The organism is Cytobacillus sp. FSL K6-0265 (assembly GCF_038003465.1).
GTDB classification, from domain to species: domain Bacteria; phylum Bacillota; class Bacilli; order Bacillales; family Cytobacillaceae; genus Cytobacillus; species Cytobacillus stercorigallinarum.
This window is the reverse complement of sequence record NZ_JBBOPE010000001.1, coordinates 2,065,683-2,082,063: the sequence shown is the minus strand read 5'-3', so window position 1 is coordinate 2,082,063 and position 16,381 is coordinate 2,065,683. Positions and strand designations below refer to the sequence as shown.

The following is a 16,381-nucleotide window of genomic DNA, read 5'->3' as shown; positions in this document are numbered from 1 at the left end:
CCTCACATTCTCAATTCTTTATGTCTAGACGCATGACAATTCAAATTAACTGCCACAGGAAGTGCAGCGATATGACATGGTTCTAACTCGATCTTTACATCTAGGGCAGTTGTATCTCCACCTAACCCTTGAGGACCAATCCCCATTTCATTCATGTTTTTCATCAAATCTTTTTCTAATTGGGCTACTTCTGGAGATGGATGATGTTGACCAATTGGCCGAAACAATGATTTTTTAGCTAAATAAGCGCAGCGTTCGAAATTGCCACCAATTCCAATACCAACGACTAAAGGAGGACAAGCATTCGGTCCTGCATGTTCAACGGTGGTTAAGATGAAATCTTTTACGCCTTCAATACCATCTGCTGGGGTTAACATTTTAAGGGCACTCATATTCTCACTCCCTCCCCCTTTTGCCGACATATGGACAACGAGTTGATCTCCGGCTTTCATTTCGATATGAATAATGGCAGGGCTGTTATATGTTTCAGATTTATCTCTCGTCAGGGGATTATTGACGAGAGAATGCCTTAAATACCCGTCTTTATACCCTTTCATTACACCTTCATTAATGGCATTTGTGATTGTCCCACCTTTAATAAAACAGTCTTGACCTAATTCAACAATAAAAACGGAAACACCTGTATCCTGACACATGGGGACACGGTTTTCAGTAGCGATATTGGCATTTTCAATTAAATCTAACAATATATCTTTTCCAATTGGTGACCTTTCTGTTTCCACCGCTTGTCGAAAAGCAGAAATAACATCTTCGCCAAGATCAAAGTTCGCTTCCTGACAAAGCTTCGCTACTTGTTCCACTATATGGTCATAAGCAATCACTTTCATCATTAAGCCTCTTTTCCATTTGCAATTGGACTATTTGCCACTAGCCAATCCTTTATTTTTAATTTTTCAATATTGTATATATCATCTACTCTATGATTTACATCTGTGATCTTATGAGCCACTAATGACTGGAATTTTTCAACCATTTGTTTTTTACTGGCAGGATTCTCTGGGTCTCCTTTTGGAAATTCAGTCGCGAAACAATAACTTTCTTTATTTCTTAAGACAATAGTTACCTTTGCACCCCATTGTTCCGGATAGGCATCCGTAAAATCCTTTGTAGATGTAACTCGAACTTTATGAATCATTTCTCTGATTTCACTATTATTTAATGATTTTTCATTAAAATCTTGTAGAAAAGCACTACCTTTAAGAGCAAGTAAGCTAACACAGAATTGCACACTAAATTTTGCTGCATAAATGGAACGAGGATCAGGATTATCCGTTATATCTAAAACTGTTTGATAAGTTTCTATGTGGATTTTTTCAATTTCAGTAGGGTCTATTGTATATTTGTTCATCAATGTATGCACACAGTCCATACTCGGATGGGTATGACGACAGGAGGCATACAGCTTAAAACCATTTTCCATTATTTTAAACTGCTCACCGAGTCCTTCCACAACCTTTTGTTCGTTGTACGAATCACTCATTGCCTTGAAAAAGCCACGTTTTCCCTCTAGTATTTTTGATGCACCTGTAAAGCTCTTTTTAGCAAGTAATGCTGCAAGTACACCATTATAGGATGCCTTTGCTGTATGAAGCTGTTTAGAATTAGCTCCATCTTCAATAAATTCCCATAATCCTGCTGCCTGTGTCCCTGCATTCCCCAAAGCATGAACGATTTGTTGTTTATTGAGCCTTAATAACTTCGCTGCTGCAGCTGCTGCTCCGAATGTGCCACATGTTGCGGTATTATGCCAATAATAATAATGACTAGGCGTAACCGCTTCACCAATACGATAACAAACTTCATAGCCGATGACGATACTCGTAATTAAGTCTTCAATAGATAAGTCATACGCTTCACACACAGATAAAGCAGCTGGAATCACAACTGTTGCTGCATGAATAATCGATCCTTTATGGATATCATCTAACTCCACTATATGGCTAGCAGCACTATGAATCATCGCAGCATTAGCAAGAGAAGTTCTTTCACCGGAAATGAGGGTTGCCTGTTCCTTCCCTCCCATTTCCAGTAACGTCTCTTTTAAAGCAATAACTGGTGGTTCATCTATTCCTGCTATTGCCGAACCGTACCAATCCAAAATACACACTTTCGTAAATTCAATCACATCTTTTGGTAAATCTTGATAGTCTAAATTAACTATATATTCTGAAATTTTTTCCGTTAAAGTCATTCCCATTCTCCCTTCCTTCATTAAAGTAAACGTTTACAAAAGATAAGGCAGCTCGGAATAATTCGTGCTGCCCTCTTGATGAAACTACGTTTATGTCATTCTCTCATTTTTTAAACTGTGAATAAGTGATTCGCCTGTTCTTAAAATATGATGAGACAAAATCTCACCTGCATGCTCAAATCTTTTCTCTTTTATCGCTTTGATAATCTCCTGATGCTCTTCATTTGATGTAGCCGTCTGACCTGTAATAAAATGTGGGGTTTGTTGTGGTAGCCCATTCCAAAGAGAATCAATAAAACCATTTAATCTCTCCCAATGGCAGTGCTTTAATAATAATTGATGAAATTCTATATTTCTTTCAACAAATTCATCTACATCTTCACTATCTTCCATCAATTGAACAAGTTCTATTAATCTCGTGATTTCAGTATCTGTAAGCAGCTTTGCACTTTGGATAAAAGCCAGCTTCTCTAACTGTGCTCTTAAGGTGTAAACCTCTTGTAAATCTGATAAATGAATGGTTTTAACAATAGCTCCTTTATGTGGTACTAGTGTAATTAAGCCTTCAGATTCTAATTTCCTCAAGGCTTCTCTAATGGGCATTCTACTAACACCTAGTTTTTCTGCTAAATCTGATTGTTTTAATCGTTCACCAGGTTTAAACTGGCCTTTTATAATTGCTTCTCGGAGGACATTACATACTTTTAAATGCAGTGTATCGCGATTATCTAATTTTAATTCAACATCAATCGTCAATGATCACTCACCCTTTACTCCCTTTTAAAACAGGATACAAAATCCAATTAAAATTGTCTATACTTTTCTGAATTTATTTCGAAGAGTAGTAAAACTAAGTGCAAGACGTTAACGGAATCCCATACCAACTTACCAAACTTTTTATAGTTAGCCATATGAGAGTGTTATCACTTTCATTCATTATTAATCTGCAGTATTTTCTTAGCCTGTTTATACACGGGGTAATCAACTAAGCGACCATTCACATTAATGGATGCTTTCCCCTCTTTCTCAGCGTTTTCAAACAGTCTAATTACTTCTTTTGCTTCTTGAATACGGTTTTTACTCTCTTGATGATACACATCATTGATCCATACGACTTGGTTTGGATGTATCGCTAATTTACCGGCGAAGCCTAATTTCCGTCCATGGTTTGTTTCTTTAATCAGATCGTTGCTATTCTCTAATTGGAGGAACACAGAATCAATAGGGGGTAACGTTTTAGCTGCTGCTGAAGCGTTTACTAATTGCGAACGTGCGTATAATAACTCTTCCCTCCGCTCCCCTACCTCAATATTTGTATCTAAACAATAATCAACCGCACCAAAAGCGAGCCTTTCAACGGTTTCTGTTGCAGTGGCAATGTCAAATGAATAATGTATCCCTTTTGCCGTTTCGATTAACGGAATAAGTGCTATAGATTCATCTGCCAAATAAGTAGCTACCTTCTTTATCATGTTTTTATCTTCTGACTTTGGGATAAATATCCCCCGTGGCCTACAGCCTTTCACTAATTGGAGATCATGATAAAAATATGGACTATCACTATCATTAATCCTAATATATACCCTTTGCCTATCCCATTCATTAAGTTCACTCATATAACCAGAGACCTTCTCTCTGGCTACATGCTTTTTGGAGTGGGCAATAGAATCCTCTAAGTCTAGTATGATAGCTGATTGTTTAATCGTTAAGGCCTTATTTACCATCTTGGTAGAAATCGCTGGTACGAATAAAAAGCTAAACATTTGATTCATCAAATATGCTCAACCTCCCTCAATTCAGCCAATATTATTTTGTAATTGAAGACAAATCTTATTTGTCACTTCATCAGTCGTAGCATTTCCGCCAATATCTTTTGTCTTTATCCCTGCCTCAGTCACTTCTTCCATTGCTCGTAAAACCTCTCTAGCTAGTGCTGCTTCACCTAAATGATCTAACATTAACGAAGCCGTCCATATTTGCCCGATGGGATTGGCTATTCCTTTCCCATAAATATCTGGCGCTGAACCATGTACAGGCTCAAACATAGATGGGTATTTCCCATTGATATTGATGTTTCCTGCAGGAGCTATACCAATACTCCCCATAATCGCTCCACCTATATCAGTTAAAATATCTCCAAAAAGATTACTAGCAACAATCACATCGAAATCACTCGGTTTGGAAACAAAAAAAGCAGCTAGTGCATCAATATGCACAGAAGATGTACGCACTCCTGTATAGCGTTTACTCACATCATTAAAGACTTCATCCCAAAATGGCATCGAATGGACAATACCGTTAGATTTTGTCGCAGAAGTGACGTGCCCCTTCCGAAGAACAGCTTGCTTAAACGCATAATCGATTACTCTTTCCGTTGCCTTTCGAGTAAAAATTGCGTTTTGGATAGCGATTTCATCTTCTCCTTTATGTATCCTTCCCCCAGACTCACTATACTCCCCTTCACTATTTTCACGGATAACTAAAAAATTAAATGGTCCAGGATTAACGAGAGGGGAAGTTAACCCTTTAAATAATTTTGCTGGACGGATATTAATTGTCTGCTCAAATTCTCTCCGAATGTGAATGAGTAACCCCCATAAAGAAATATGATCAGGCACTTTGTTCGGATCTCCTACTGCACCCAAAAAAAGGGCATCAAAATTCTTCAGTTGCTCTAGACCGTCATCACTCATCATTTTGCCATGTTTGAGATAATAGTCGCACCCCCATGGAAACTCAGTGGTCTCTAATTGAATACCACCATGTAAAGTCACTGCTGTTTGGAGCACTTTTACGGCAGCAGGTACAACCTCCTTTCCTATACCATCACCAGGAATTACTGCTAGTTCATATTTTTTCATCACTTTTACCTCCTCTTAGTTGTCATTGTTATATATTTCATTTTCTTTAAGACCCCTTATAAATCCTTTTCTTTTTTCAAATATTAAGAGAAGTCTTCTTACTAAGTAACCATTCGATCGCTTTATTTTAAAAAAACATAAAGTTTTTTCTTGGTCATTTTGCGCAAGAAGTCTTTAAATATCTAACTAATCTCATCCTTTAGGATATACTAAGGTTGTACATAAAGATTTATCATAAAAGTAAAAGGGTGGTTATATTTGCAAGCAGCGATTTCATTTCAAAATGTGCATTATCATACTGATTCAGTAGCAATTATTAAAGACATAACGGGTGCGATTTCTTCCGGAAATATAACGACCGTTGTCGGTCCATCAGGCTCAGGCAAGTCTACATTATTTCATTTATGTAATGGGATGAAGTCAGCCTCATCTGGAGATATTTTCATTCAGGGTGAGGATATTTTGACCCTTACACCAACAGTATTACGCCGTAAAGTAGGAATAGTTCTCCAAAAATCTATCATGATAGAAGGGAATGTCTTTGATAATTTATCATTGCCACTATCCCTCCATGGAAAGCGATTATCAAAAGAAAAGGCGATTGAAATGCTTCATTTAATTGGGTTGAATGAAACATTTCTTCACCGCAAAGCAACAGACCTTTCTGGGGGGCAACAACAAAGGGTGTCTATCGCGCGGACATTACTGAATGAACCGGCAATATTATTGTTAGACGAAGTTACATCTGCCCTTGATCAGTCTTCACAAAGGGAAATTGAGCAACTGATTACATCGATTAATCAAAAGAAGGAAACAACCATCATTTGGATTACTCATAATCTAGAACAAGCACTTCGTATAGGGGATGATACGTGGGTAATGATAGATGGCAAACTAGCGGCGTATGGAAAAAGTGCTGAAGTCGCTTCCTCCACGAATGATAAGGTCAAACAGTTTTTTGAAGGTGGTGAGAAAAAATGACATTTTTTCAATTATCTCTGACATTAATATTTGTTCTTATTCCTATTGTCTTATCAAAAACATTTCGGTTAGGTCTTGAAAAAGATGTCTTGATTGCGACCATACGATCAATCATCCAACTTCTTGCGGTCGGATATGTGCTGCAATTCGTTTTTGATTCAGAAAGCTATTTCTATATCTTTTTAATGATTCTTCTCATTATTACTGCTGCCGTACATAATGCAAGAAAAAAAGGGGTGATGATCAAAGGGATTACATGGAAACTTATCCTTACATACTGCTTTATTGAAGTGTTAACACAAGGTGTCCTTATTAGTCTTAAAATCATTCCAGCAACTGCCCAATACATGATTCCAATTAGTGGAATGATCATTGGCAATGCAATGGTACTATCGATATTATTTCTCAATCGGTTTACCGCTGAAATTGAAAACAGAACAGGAGAAGTTGAGCTATTTCTATCATTGGGAAGTACACCGAAGCAAGCCATTCACCGCCAGTTAATGACAAGTATTCGTGCCAGTACGATACCGACAATTGAAAGTCAAAAAACGATTGGCCTTGTACAACTCCCTGGGATGATGAGCGGACAAATAATCGCAGGAGCTGATCCTGTTCAGGCTGTCATGTTTCAATTGTTGATTCTATTTATGTTGCTTTCATCTGCTGTTATTACGAGTACTATACTTGGGTTCCTATCCTACCCAACAATGTTTAATGAAAGGATGCAATTTGTGGCTCAAACCTCAAGTAAAGAATGATATCCTCAATAAACGCGGACAAATGGAAATTTGTTCGTGTTTTTAATCAACAATAAAGCAAGCACTCTTTGGCCTTTTTTCATTATTTTTTATTTCTAAAATAATGCCAAGATGTTTTAAGGGAAGCATAACTACCAATAGCCCCATAACCATAAAAGTATCCCATAAAGACACCTGCAATGAAATCCCCTCTATGGCTTATAAAGATTGATACAATTAACCCTAATAAAATAGCCACTGTCGGTACAAAAGGTTTACTAATCCCGAGATAATATTTTAACACTTGCGTAAAGATAATCACTAAGGGAATGGCGATAATAGCATCCCAAAAATTTGTATGTATGATTGGAAATTCCATATTTTATTACTCCCTTTATTATAAAGACCATTAAAATTGTTTTCTTCTATTATTCTTCATCATTGCTGAAATACACTTATAAAGGATAAACCTCTTAAAAATTGGTTACATTATGATTAAACAACCCAAGTGAAGCAATGGAATATAAAAATATTTAATAGGGTTTTACAATACGATTTACATAAGATTCTATTTCACCCTTGAGATATATTCCCAAAGTAAAACCAAGTCTATAGTTATAAGTCATAATTTAAATTGGAGGAAATTAGATGGCTATTAAAAAAAATATGGAGTTTAACATTAAAGATGGTTTTTTACCTAACTTATGCTTATCAAAATCTTTGAAGGTTTTGGATGTAAGTGAAAGTAGTATTATTATTGAAATGGGCTCTTCACATAGACGTGGTGTTTTCCCGCCCGAAAATTTCAATTATTGGATTAATAAGGGGATTCTTATTGCTGTAAAAGATCATCAAAAGCGGATATCATAAAATTTTATACATACTTTATTACCGTCATCATACCTTTGATAATGGAGGTGACTGTAGTGGAGCGAGAAGGCAAAAAGCCAGAAAATAAAAAAACGAAACAATTAGAAGCATTCATACGTGAAAATAAAAATCAACCGTTAACAACTAATGAAGGGGTAGAAATTGCGAATGACGAAAATACTTTAACAGCTGGTGAACGCGGTCCCACCTTGATGGAGGATTTTATATTTCAGGATAAAATGGCGCATTTTGATAGAGAGCGTATTCCTGAGAGAGTAGTTCACGCAAGGGGATTTGCTGCACATGGGGTTTTTCGTGTATATGAATCGTTAGAAGATATAACAATGGCACATTTTCTTCAAGATCCTAGTTTAGAAACACCCGTATTCGTCCGTTTTTCTCAAGTAGCGGGCTCGAGAGGCGCAAATGAAACAAACCGAGATGTACGTGGATTTGCGACAAAATTTTATACAGAAGAAGGTAATTTTGACCTGGTAGGGAATAATATTCCCATCTTCTTTATTCAAGACGGCATAAAATTTCCAGATCTCATTCATGCAGTAAAACCGGAACCGCATAATGAAATTCCACAAGGTCAAACAGCTCATGACACTTTTTGGGATTTCATTTCGAGCAATGAAGAATCTGCAGCAATGATGATGTGGATTATGTCCGACCGGACCATTCCCCGTAGTTTTAGAACGATGGAGGGCTTCGGCGTCCATACATTTAGACTTGTTAATAAAAATAACGAAGCGAAATTTGTTAAATTTCATTGGAAGCCCGTACTTGGCCTTCACTCATTAATTTGGGATGAAGCACAAAAACTTGGCGGAGCGGATGCGGATTTTCACCGCCGAGATTTATGGGAAAATATCGAAGAAGGCCACTTTGCTGAGTATGAATTAGGCATACAAGTCATTAATGAAGAAGACGAATTTACATTCGGCTTTGATATTCTTGATGCGACTAAATTATGGCCAGAAGAGCTTGTGCCCGTACGAAAAATAGGTAAAATGACATTGAATCGAAATGTTGATAATGTATTTGCCGAAACTGAACAAGTTGCTCTTCACCCTGGTAATATCGTCCGTGGTATTGACTTCTCTAATGACCCCCTACTACAAACGCGTATTTTTTCCTATTCAGATACACAAATATATCGTGTAGGAACAAACTTCCAACAAATTCCTATTAATCGTCCTGTTTGTCCATTTCATAACAACCAACGAGACGGTGCAGCCAGATATATTATCGATAAGGGCAAAGTCGCTTATCACAATAATTCCTTGCAAAACAATACACCTTATGAAGTACCCCCAGCAAGAGGAGGGTTCCTCACATATCCTTCTCAAGTTGAAGGTATGAAAGTTCGAAAGACTGCGCCAAGTTTTCAAGACCATTTTTCTCAAGCAAGGTTATTTTGGAATAGTATGAGTGATGTTGAGAGGAATCATATCTACTTAGCTTTTAGCTTTGAATTAGGTAAAGTAAAAAGTAAAATGGTGAGGCAAAATGTCGTCAATCTCATTGGTCATATAAGCCACGACCTTGCCACATCTGTCGCACAAAAAATTGGTGTCCAGCCGCCTAATGTAAAAGAGTCATCTGAAACTGCATCCTCTAAAGCACTTAGTATGGCAAACACAACTTTTTCTCCAGCTACCTTAAAAGTGGGTATTATCGTGGCTGATCAATATGATGCAGCAATTGTACGTCCATTATTACAACAACTGCTCGCTGCAAAAACTCGCCCGTTCATTATTAGTGAAACACAGGAGACATTGACTGGAACTGATGGTAGTACGCTTCAAGTCGACGATTCCTTTTTAACAGGTTCTCCCCTGGTTTATGACAGTCTATTTGTCGTATCTGGAAGAGGAGCCACACCTCACTTTAATCAAAAGGCTAAGAGCTATATAATTGAGCAATATAACCATTATAAACCCATCGGCTCTTCTCGAAGTGGCATGTACTTAATTCAAGAAGTCGGGATTATTAATAAACCTGGTGTAACAATTACAAATGGCCCTTTTAAAACTTATATTCAAAATGTAGGTAAACAAAGGTTTTGGGACCGAGGTTAAGGAGAATATACTAGTATCAACTATCATTTGACCCCTTTACATCAGACCACTATTGTAGTGGTCTTCCCTTTTACTCTTGCTTAATTATATTCTCAAGTTAGGAAGAACCTTGTATGTCAAGTAAGCACTTCATTAAGACTTTTTGATTTATTTCTTTAAAACTAACTACAGTGCTCTTTACCTCTAGTCGTTTCTCGCCCTATCTCATTCCTAATTAGCAAACGCAGAAAAATTTTACAAACTTAGCTTACAGGTACACCTTTTACCTAAACAACAGAAAAAGAACACCCTTGAATCGTATGGACACGAATCAAGAATGTTCTTTTTTAGTTCTCTTACAAAAATTATTTAACTGCTTTTGTTTTGTTTCCAAAAATCTCTTGTTCTAGTCTTCTGCCTGTTGGAGTAGCTGCTAACCCACCTTCAGCCGTTTCTCTTAAAGCGGAAGGCATCGTTTGACCGATACGGTACATGGCATCAATCACTTCATCACATGGAATTCTACTTGTGATTCCTGCTAATGCCATGTCCGCTGCAGTCATCGCATTTGAAGCACCCATTGCGTTTCTTTTCACACAAGGGACTTCTACCAATCCAGCTACAGGGTCACATACTAAACCAAGCATATTTTTTAAAGTAATCGCCATCGCATGTGCTGCTTGAGAAGGTGAACCACCTGCCATTTCTGTAATCGCTGCAGCTGCCATCCCACTCGCTGACCCTACCTCTGCTTGACAGCCACCAGCTGCTCCGGAAATGGAAGCATTGTTGGCAACGATGAAGCCAAACGCTGCGGATGTAAATAAGAATTCAATCATTTCTTCTCTTGATGGGTTAAGTACATCCTTAACAGCAAACAGTGTCCCAGGTACAACGCCTGCTGAGCCTGCCGTAGGTGTTGCACAAATGGTCCCCATCGCTGCATTTACTTCATTTGTAGCAACAGCTTTGCTAACAGCGTCAAGCAGGGTGTGACCAGAAAGTGCTTTTCCACTTTTTATATATTTTTGTAATAAAACCGCGTCCCCACCTGTTAACCCAGAAACGGAAGTTACACCATTTAAACCTCTCTCTACCGCTTGTTCCATAACGGTGAGATTACGATCCATTTGGGCAATAATATCTTCACGTGTGCGCCCAGATACTTCCACTTCTTGGCGAATCATCACTTCCGCAATTTTAATTTGCTCTCTTTCTGCTATTTCTACTAATTCTGCCGCGTTCTTAAATAACATCATACATCCCTCCTACGTGCTGTCATTAATCCACCATCTTGATGACTTGAGTGATATGTGGTAACTGAGCGATTTCGTCCATTAAGTTTTGATCAATATTTTGGTCAACTTCAATGACCATTAATGCCATTTTCCCTTTTTCTTTTCTTGACACTTCCATATGACCGATGTTTATTTCATGTTGTGCTAAAAGGTAAGTAACTTTTGAAATTACACCAAATTGGTCATTATGGACAACTAAGATAGCAGGATGTTCACCTGTAAGCTTGAGAGCAAATGAATTTAATTCAATTATTTCAATAGAGCCTCCACCAATGGAAATACCAACAAGCTCCATTTCTTTATCATCATCGAACAATTTAATGCGCACAGTATTTGGATGATCGACAACTGCTTCTTCAACAGAGAAAACGATCTCTATTCCTAGTTGCTCGGCTAATTGCAGCGATCCAGGAATACGTTCATCATACGTATCGTAATCAAGAATTCCCCCGACAATTGCCACATCTGTTCCATGTCCCTTATATGTTTTCGCAAATGAACCATAAAGGTATATTTCTGCTTTAGTTGGCTGTCTGCCAAATAAAGTGCGAGCTACCCTTCCAATGCGAGCAGCACCAGCTGTATGTGAGCTAGAAGGTCCGATCATCACTGGGCCGATAATATCAAAAGCTGATCTATATTTCATATATTATGCTCCTTTATCATTAACTGACTCATTATATTAAACATACTCAGGCGTGTTCTCATTCTCATTCATCACTTTTATTTTCTGTAAATAATTATAAATAGTAAACTTGGAAACTCCTAAAATAGAAGCAACATATTCATTGGCTCCTTTAATTAAGAAAGTCCCTTTTTCCTCTAACTGTTTCACTGCCTCAATTTTTTCATCAATCGTCATACTTGCAGGTGCTTTTTTAAACGGTTGAAGGACTTGTTCAACCATTTCGTGAACAATATCCTGTACGGATGTAAAGAAGGTTTCATCCTTCGTATCTTCCTCATTAAAGTTTGTTAACGTTTCAAGGACACCACCAAATTGCATCATCAAGCTAATGTCATAATTCATACAAAGCGCGCCAATAATTTTATCATTTTCGTCTCGTAAGAAAACGGTTGATGATTTCATTACATTTCCCTTTGGTGTCTGCGTTTTATAGTTGGCAAGATCCTCTGCTACATTGTTTCCCTTTGCTAATTCGTTCAAAACTAAATCTGTAATCGGAGCACCAATTGAACGACCAGTTACATTACCGGCAAGATGTATAAGCGATTTCTTAAAATCTGAGAAATCATGAACACCTACTTCACAATGAGGGCCAAACATCTTCACAAGCATATCAGCCGTTCTAATAGCAAAGTCAAATATATGTTGATCCTTCTTTTTCATCTTTGTCACATCCTATACTCTTCGAATGAAACCGTTTTCAAAATGGTTGTATTTCAAATCCTAATCATCATAACACACATGAAGTACAATTAAAATATTTTTTTAATGCATACAATTTTTTTGTAATATCATTTCGAAAGAACTACTAAACTAGGGAAATATAAAAGAAACAAGTTTGAAATAGCTAATGGGGTTAGCAAAAAAAATTATTCAGTAAATGCTCTCATTTCCTATGAGAATGGCCTTTGAGATGCTTTGAAATCTAATAACTGAAAATTCATTATACACATATCTTCTCCAATAACGAATGGAAAGAGCCTGGGACATAACTAAATGAGCTAACCTCAAAAAAGAACAATAACAAATTGATCTTAAAACATCATTTTTGCAAAAAAAAGTCCGTTCCATAGCGCTCACGTACTCTCGCTTTCCGCGGGGAGGGGCTGAGCCTCCTAAGGCATTGCCTGTGGGTCTCAGCTTTCCCTCTATTTCCCGCAGGAGTCGAGTGTCTTCCGCTCCATTTCACTATTCTTTTCATATAAGGGTTCAAATCACAAAAAAAAACCGAATGATTAGATGCTAGAACTCCTAATCATTCGGATAAATCATTAGCTAGCATACTTATGTCCCAACCTCTTTACCTTCAAACATTTCTTAAAATCAACTGAAGACGGTTATTTCTCGTTTCTTGCTCCTCTTGATTAGCTAAATCGTATTTCTTTAATAAGTGAAATACATCGTTTAAAATTTCTTGGCTATGTTCTTCTTGGAAAAACAGGTCGAACTTTGCATGAAAATCCTTAGGCAAATACGTTTTCTGATCCATATATTTATTTTTTACATCTGTCATTGTGTGATCCAATTTGCATTCGCTCATCTTTTTTCCCCCTTAATCGATTTCTCAATGTATGAAGTATAACATTGATTTTAGATCGTTTACTATATTTTATCTCTAAGTGCACATTCAATACTTTAACTTTCTACTTCTCGCTCATAAACATATTGATAATCCTCACGATTAATAGGTGTAAACCCTGATGGATTATAAAACCTTAATAAATCTTTTGTTAATATTTCATCAGAAAGATTCAGTTTTTCTCTCGCGGCTTGTGTCAGTTAATCAAATTCCTCCTCATACGATATCACCTTCCCACTTCTACTATCATAATAACGCTGATTAATCATACTTATATCAGTCGAGATAAAATCGCCATTTCGCAATGAAGTAAGTTTAAAAATGACCTTTCGCTAATAAATTTGTACCTAAACCGGGTTTCAATCCCTAATAAATGTAAAAGTGCTGGCCTGATATCCAACTGACCGCCGATAGGTGTAGGATCATCTCCTGTTTTCACACCAGGGATATGAATCAAGACTGGGACTTGTTGTAGTTTTAGACTTTCGAATGGCAATCAAAACTGGTGTAATATGTAATGATGAACTTCACAGCAAAGCAACTTAATACAATAAGGAAAATCGGATTAAATGATATAGATTTACTGTTTCTTTCTTCCATCATATAACCTCTTTCACATCGCTCTAATAAATAAAAATGTAATATGAAGACGAAGATGAAATTAGTAAAGTTTCATTTTTGCATGATTATATATATCCCTGCTGCAAAGAAGAATGAGAAAACCTTCAAAGGCAAAGACCTTCGAAGGTTTTAAGTCATCATTATATTACTGGTAACTCTACATAACTTACATTACATAACGGTATAATGATCTCATCCGTTTCATTTGTGTAATAACCAGTTACGACACGAGCTAACACAAGTGAACCATCATCTACGCGTAAAAGGACGCCCGTTTGCGAAGAAAAGTTACTTACTACAGTGATAGTACGTCCAATGAAACCTTCAAGTTCTTCTGCAATAGTTGGTGCTAAACCAGAAAACCCTCTAGACAATATAACCCCTCCTTAACTTAAATTTATAACTGATTGAATATTTCTAAATGGAACAAAGAAAGTTGAAGTGCCATCAGTAACAACAACATAGTCTTTTTTCACTGCTGCTAATACACCTTCTACTGGTCCACCTGTTGTTTCAATTTCTACAAAAGTTCCAACTAAGCGTCTTAATTCATCTCTTAGTCCTTCAAAATTACAGAAGTCATCACCACAGTCATTGTTATGAGATGGTTTTCCACAACCCTCAAACTTTTCTTTTTTCTTACCATCTAGATAACGATGTTTTTTCTTAGAGTCAGTACATAACATATTGTAATACCCTCCCTTCACTCCTTAATCACTAACTATCTTATGTCGTTTTTCTATAACTGAATGGACGAGTTTCCCAGTACAAACGCCTTTTTTCTAATAATTCTTCCATCATCCCACATATAATGTAAAAAACATGATTGGAAGTGTTAAGATGAAATCCATTTTAATGGTAGCTGATCACTTAGGAGCAAACGGTACAGTAACCTATTTATTCACAATTAGTAAAGCATTAAAAGCGATCGGTTATACGATCGTTGTAATCGGGAGACCCGGCGTGTTAGGAGACAATTTTAAACATGAGAACATTCCTGTCTATGAGGTAAATATTCCGACCACCTTTGACGATAAATCTACGGAATTACAGGAAAAAATAGAAGAAATCATTCACAACCATCAAATTGATCTCATTCATTGTCATCAAGTTTTTTCCGGTATTGTATTACTTCATATGGCCCAAAAACTTAACATCCCTTATGTCTACACCCTTCATGGCCTATACAACCGCAGAGAAGAATTATTAAAAATACTGCCAAAATGTAATCAAATTATTACTGTGAGCCAATTAGTTCAAGAGCAATTAGTTCATCAATATAATCTGTCATCTACCTTCATCCCAAATGGTATAGATGGAAATGATTATATTGATCAATCTGATTTAACTGTAAGAAAAAACCTTCACATCCCAGACACAGGGTTTGTCGTCTTCTACGCCAGCCGGCTAGAATTTGATAAAGCAGATATTTGCATGCGCCTGTTAAAAGCAATTGAAGAATTGAGACAGCCAAACCTTTACGCCCTTGTTGCTGGGGAAGGTTTTAGAACGAAACAAATTCACAATATGATTAAAGCGATGAACCGGAAAAGAGCAACACCGTACGTTCATTTATTAGGCTCACAACAAGATTTACGTCCCTTTTACCGTTCCGTTAATGTGGTTGTAGGAACCGGAAGAACAGCAATGGAAGCAATAAGCTGTGAAGTTCCTGTTATAGCAGCAGGAGCAAAAGGTTATAGTGGAATCGTGACAAAAGAAAACTGGGAAAAGATGAAATATGGTCATTTTGCAGATCATCATGCAGATCAACCTATTCATCAACGGAATATCAAAAATGACATCTCCCAATTGATGACACATGAAAAAAACATTGTAGAAATGAAAGAAATTCGTCAAGCATTATTAAGGGACTTTAATATTGAGAAAATAATAAAAGATTTAAATAGTTTGTACATCAACACGCTAAATTAATGTTAAAATATGCTAAAAGATATAGAAAAGGATGTGCGAGCTCTCCATGTCTAGAAAGAAAATCATATTTATTTCTTTCATAAGTTTAACAACGATTTTCACCGCCATACTTATTTGTTTTGCAGTGCTAGAGGGAGTTTCTTATCATGCAGCGACTAGACTGGCTGACACTATTCAAGAAGAAGACATGCAAATATTATTAAACGACCCTTCAATCCAGTCATATATAAATGAAAAAGACGAGATTGCAACAATGAATTTAAGTGAAACAGACTTACCGATAAAAACGAGATCAGAAGCTATAACTAAAGTAACACAAACCTTTACCAATCAAGACATCAAAGATCTTTCTACTAAACTAAAAAAAGGGTTGACGGAGAAAGATAAGGAGGAATTAATGGACACCGTCAATCAACATTTCAGTGAAGAAGAAATTCTTTCATTAAAAATTCTTGCCCTACAAGAACTTAAAAAAAGAGAATCTCAATCACAAAAACAATAAAGAAGCTGGCATGTTCAGACACAGAAAA

General features: G+C 36.8%; 18 protein-coding genes. 6 read left to right on the top strand and 12 right to left on the bottom strand.

Annotated elements, in window-relative coordinates; all coding sequences use genetic code 11:
• Window positions 1-2: 2 nt before the first annotated feature.
• From MHH73_RS10675 to MHH73_RS10655, 5 genes are all read right to left on the bottom strand, one after another.
• Window positions 3-848 (bottom strand): fumarate hydratase, encoded by an 846-nt coding sequence (locus tag MHH73_RS10675; protein ID WP_341066687.1) that lies wholly within the window; start codon window positions 846-848, stop codon window positions 3-5.
• A 2-nt stretch (window positions 849-850) separates the two neighbouring features.
• Window positions 851-2,212, bottom strand: coding sequence for an MmgE/PrpD family protein (locus MHH73_RS10670; RefSeq protein ID WP_191811794.1), 1,362 nt, complete (start codon window positions 2,210-2,212; stop codon window positions 851-853).
• A 90-nt stretch (window positions 2,213-2,302) separates the two neighbouring features.
• A complete protein-coding gene (locus MHH73_RS10665) occupies window positions 2,303-2,968 on the bottom strand; it encodes a GntR family transcriptional regulator (protein WP_191811796.1) in 666 nt (221 codons plus the stop codon).
• Window positions 2,969-3,141: 173 nt separating this feature from the next.
• Window positions 3,142-3,984: an HpcH/HpaI aldolase/citrate lyase family protein gene (locus tag MHH73_RS10660; protein WP_341069731.1), complete on the bottom strand. Its 843-nt coding sequence runs from the start codon at window positions 3,982-3,984 to the stop codon at window positions 3,142-3,144.
• A gap of 24 nt (window positions 3,985-4,008) precedes the next feature.
• The gene (locus MHH73_RS10655) at window positions 4,009-5,073 is read right to left on the bottom strand and encodes a tartrate dehydrogenase (RefSeq protein ID WP_341066685.1); all 1,065 of its coding nucleotides are present in this window, start codon (window positions 5,071-5,073) and stop codon (window positions 4,009-4,011) included.
• 258 nt (window positions 5,074-5,331) lie between these two features.
• Here MHH73_RS10655 and MHH73_RS10650 point away from each other — a divergent pair, with 258 nt between their 5' ends.
• Complete coding sequence (locus tag MHH73_RS10650; RefSeq protein WP_191811802.1) at window positions 5,332-6,054, top strand: ABC transporter ATP-binding protein; 723 nt, start codon at window positions 5,332-5,334, stop codon at window positions 6,052-6,054.
• Window positions 6,051-6,815, top strand: a complete 765-nt coding sequence (locus MHH73_RS10645; protein WP_341066683.1) for an ABC transporter permease — start codon at window positions 6,051-6,053, stop codon at window positions 6,813-6,815. The genes MHH73_RS10650 and MHH73_RS10645 overlap by 4 nt, the downstream gene beginning before the upstream one ends.
• An 82-nt stretch (window positions 6,816-6,897) precedes the next feature.
• On the opposite strand, the gene MHH73_RS10640 is transcribed toward MHH73_RS10645, so the two are convergent.
• Window positions 6,898-7,173: a hypothetical protein gene (locus MHH73_RS10640; RefSeq protein ID WP_191811806.1), complete on the bottom strand. Its 276-nt coding sequence runs from the start codon at window positions 7,171-7,173 to the stop codon at window positions 6,898-6,900.
• Window positions 7,174-7,442: 269 nt separating this feature from the next.
• On the opposite strand from MHH73_RS10640, the gene MHH73_RS10635 reads away from it, so the two are divergent.
• Both MHH73_RS10635 and MHH73_RS10630 read left to right on the top strand, forming a co-directional pair.
• On the top strand, window positions 7,443-7,664 hold the full coding sequence (locus MHH73_RS10635; RefSeq protein WP_341066680.1) for a hypothetical protein: 222 nt from the start codon (window positions 7,443-7,445) through the stop codon (window positions 7,662-7,664).
• Between the two features lie 56 nt (window positions 7,665-7,720).
• Entirely contained in the window at window positions 7,721-9,751 is a 2,031-nt protein-coding gene (locus tag MHH73_RS10630) for a catalase (protein ID WP_318245448.1), read from the top strand.
• Window positions 9,752-10,095: 344 nt separating this feature from the next.
• On the opposite strand, the gene sdaAA is transcribed toward MHH73_RS10630, so the two are convergent.
• The 6 genes from sdaAA to MHH73_RS10600 all read right to left on the bottom strand — a co-directional run bounded on the left by sdaAA (window position 10,096) and on the right by MHH73_RS10600 (window position 14,602).
• Complete coding sequence (gene sdaAA, locus MHH73_RS10625; RefSeq protein WP_191811812.1) at window positions 10,096-10,986, bottom strand: L-serine ammonia-lyase, iron-sulfur-dependent, subunit alpha; 891 nt, start codon at window positions 10,984-10,986, stop codon at window positions 10,096-10,098.
• A 25-nt stretch (window positions 10,987-11,011) separates the two neighbouring features.
• Window positions 11,012-11,674 carry an L-serine ammonia-lyase, iron-sulfur-dependent subunit beta gene (gene sdaAB / locus MHH73_RS10620; RefSeq protein ID WP_191811814.1) on the bottom strand — a complete coding sequence of 221 codons (663 nt, stop codon included), beginning with the start codon at window positions 11,672-11,674 and terminating at the stop codon, window positions 11,012-11,014.
• Window positions 11,675-11,710: 36 nt separating this feature from the next.
• The gene (locus tag MHH73_RS10615) at window positions 11,711-12,379 is read right to left on the bottom strand and encodes a helix-turn-helix transcriptional regulator (protein ID WP_341066674.1); all 669 of its coding nucleotides are present in this window, start codon (window positions 12,377-12,379) and stop codon (window positions 11,711-11,713) included.
• Window positions 12,380-13,022: 643 nt separating this feature from the next.
• Window positions 13,023-13,256, bottom strand: coding sequence for a group-specific protein (locus MHH73_RS10610; RefSeq protein WP_191811818.1), 234 nt, complete (start codon window positions 13,254-13,256; stop codon window positions 13,023-13,025).
• An 800-nt stretch (window positions 13,257-14,056) separates the two neighbouring features.
• Window positions 14,057-14,290, bottom strand: coding sequence for a hypothetical protein (locus MHH73_RS10605; RefSeq protein WP_191811820.1), 234 nt, complete (start codon window positions 14,288-14,290; stop codon window positions 14,057-14,059).
• A 12-nt stretch (window positions 14,291-14,302) separates the two neighbouring features.
• Window positions 14,303-14,602 (bottom strand): DUF2642 domain-containing protein, encoded by a 300-nt coding sequence (locus MHH73_RS10600; RefSeq protein ID WP_341066670.1) that lies wholly within the window; start codon window positions 14,600-14,602, stop codon window positions 14,303-14,305.
• A gap of 154 nt (window positions 14,603-14,756) precedes the next feature.
• Between MHH73_RS10600 and MHH73_RS10595 the strand changes: the two genes are divergently transcribed.
• Together MHH73_RS10595 and MHH73_RS10590 are read left to right on the top strand one after the other, a co-directional pair.
• Complete coding sequence (locus MHH73_RS10595; RefSeq protein WP_341066668.1) at window positions 14,757-15,851, top strand: glycosyltransferase; 1,095 nt, start codon at window positions 14,757-14,759, stop codon at window positions 15,849-15,851.
• Between the two features lie 46 nt (window positions 15,852-15,897).
• Complete coding sequence (locus tag MHH73_RS10590; RefSeq protein WP_341066666.1) at window positions 15,898-16,353, top strand: hypothetical protein; 456 nt, start codon at window positions 15,898-15,900, stop codon at window positions 16,351-16,353.
• Window positions 16,354-16,381 lie beyond the last annotated feature (28 nt).

Bases quoted from the DNA above. Each gene is read 5' to 3' on its own strand.
- MHH73_RS10675 (WP_341066687.1), bottom strand. From the start codon at position 848: ATGAAAGTGATTGCTTATGACCATATAGTGGAACAAGTAGCGAAGCTT.
- MHH73_RS10670 (WP_191811794.1), bottom strand. From the start codon at position 2,212: ATGACTTTAACGGAAAAAATTTCAGAATATATAGTTAATTTAGACTAT.
- MHH73_RS10660 (WP_341069731.1), bottom strand. From the start codon at position 3,984: ATGAATCAAATGTTTAGCTTTTTATTCGTACCAGCGATTTCTACCAAG.
- MHH73_RS10655 (WP_341066685.1), bottom strand. From the start codon at position 5,073: ATGAAAAAATATGAACTAGCAGTAATTCCTGGTGATGGTATAGGAAAG.
- MHH73_RS10645 (WP_341066683.1), top strand. From the start codon at position 6,051: ATGACATTTTTTCAATTATCTCTGACATTAATATTTGTTCTTATTCCT.
- MHH73_RS10640 (WP_191811806.1), bottom strand. From the start codon at position 7,173: ATGGAATTTCCAATCATACATACAAATTTTTGGGATGCTATTATCGCC.
- MHH73_RS10635 (WP_341066680.1), top strand. From the start codon at position 7,443: ATGGCTATTAAAAAAAATATGGAGTTTAACATTAAAGATGGTTTTTTA.
- sdaAA (WP_191811812.1), bottom strand. From the start codon at position 10,986: ATGTTATTTAAGAACGCGGCAGAATTAGTAGAAATAGCAGAAAGAGAG.
- sdaAB (WP_191811814.1), bottom strand. From the start codon at position 11,674: ATGAAATATAGATCAGCTTTTGATATTATCGGCCCAGTGATGATCGGA.
- MHH73_RS10615 (WP_341066674.1), bottom strand. From the start codon at position 12,379: ATGAAAAAGAAGGATCAACATATATTTGACTTTGCTATTAGAACGGCT.
- MHH73_RS10610 (WP_191811818.1), bottom strand. From the start codon at position 13,256: ATGAGCGAATGCAAATTGGATCACACAATGACAGATGTAAAAAATAAA.
- MHH73_RS10600 (WP_341066670.1), bottom strand. From the start codon at position 14,602: ATGTTATGTACTGACTCTAAGAAAAAACATCGTTATCTAGATGGTAAG.
- MHH73_RS10595 (WP_341066668.1), top strand. From the start codon at position 14,757: ATGAAATCCATTTTAATGGTAGCTGATCACTTAGGAGCAAACGGTACA.
- MHH73_RS10590 (WP_341066666.1), top strand. From the start codon at position 15,898: ATGTCTAGAAAGAAAATCATATTTATTTCTTTCATAAGTTTAACAACG.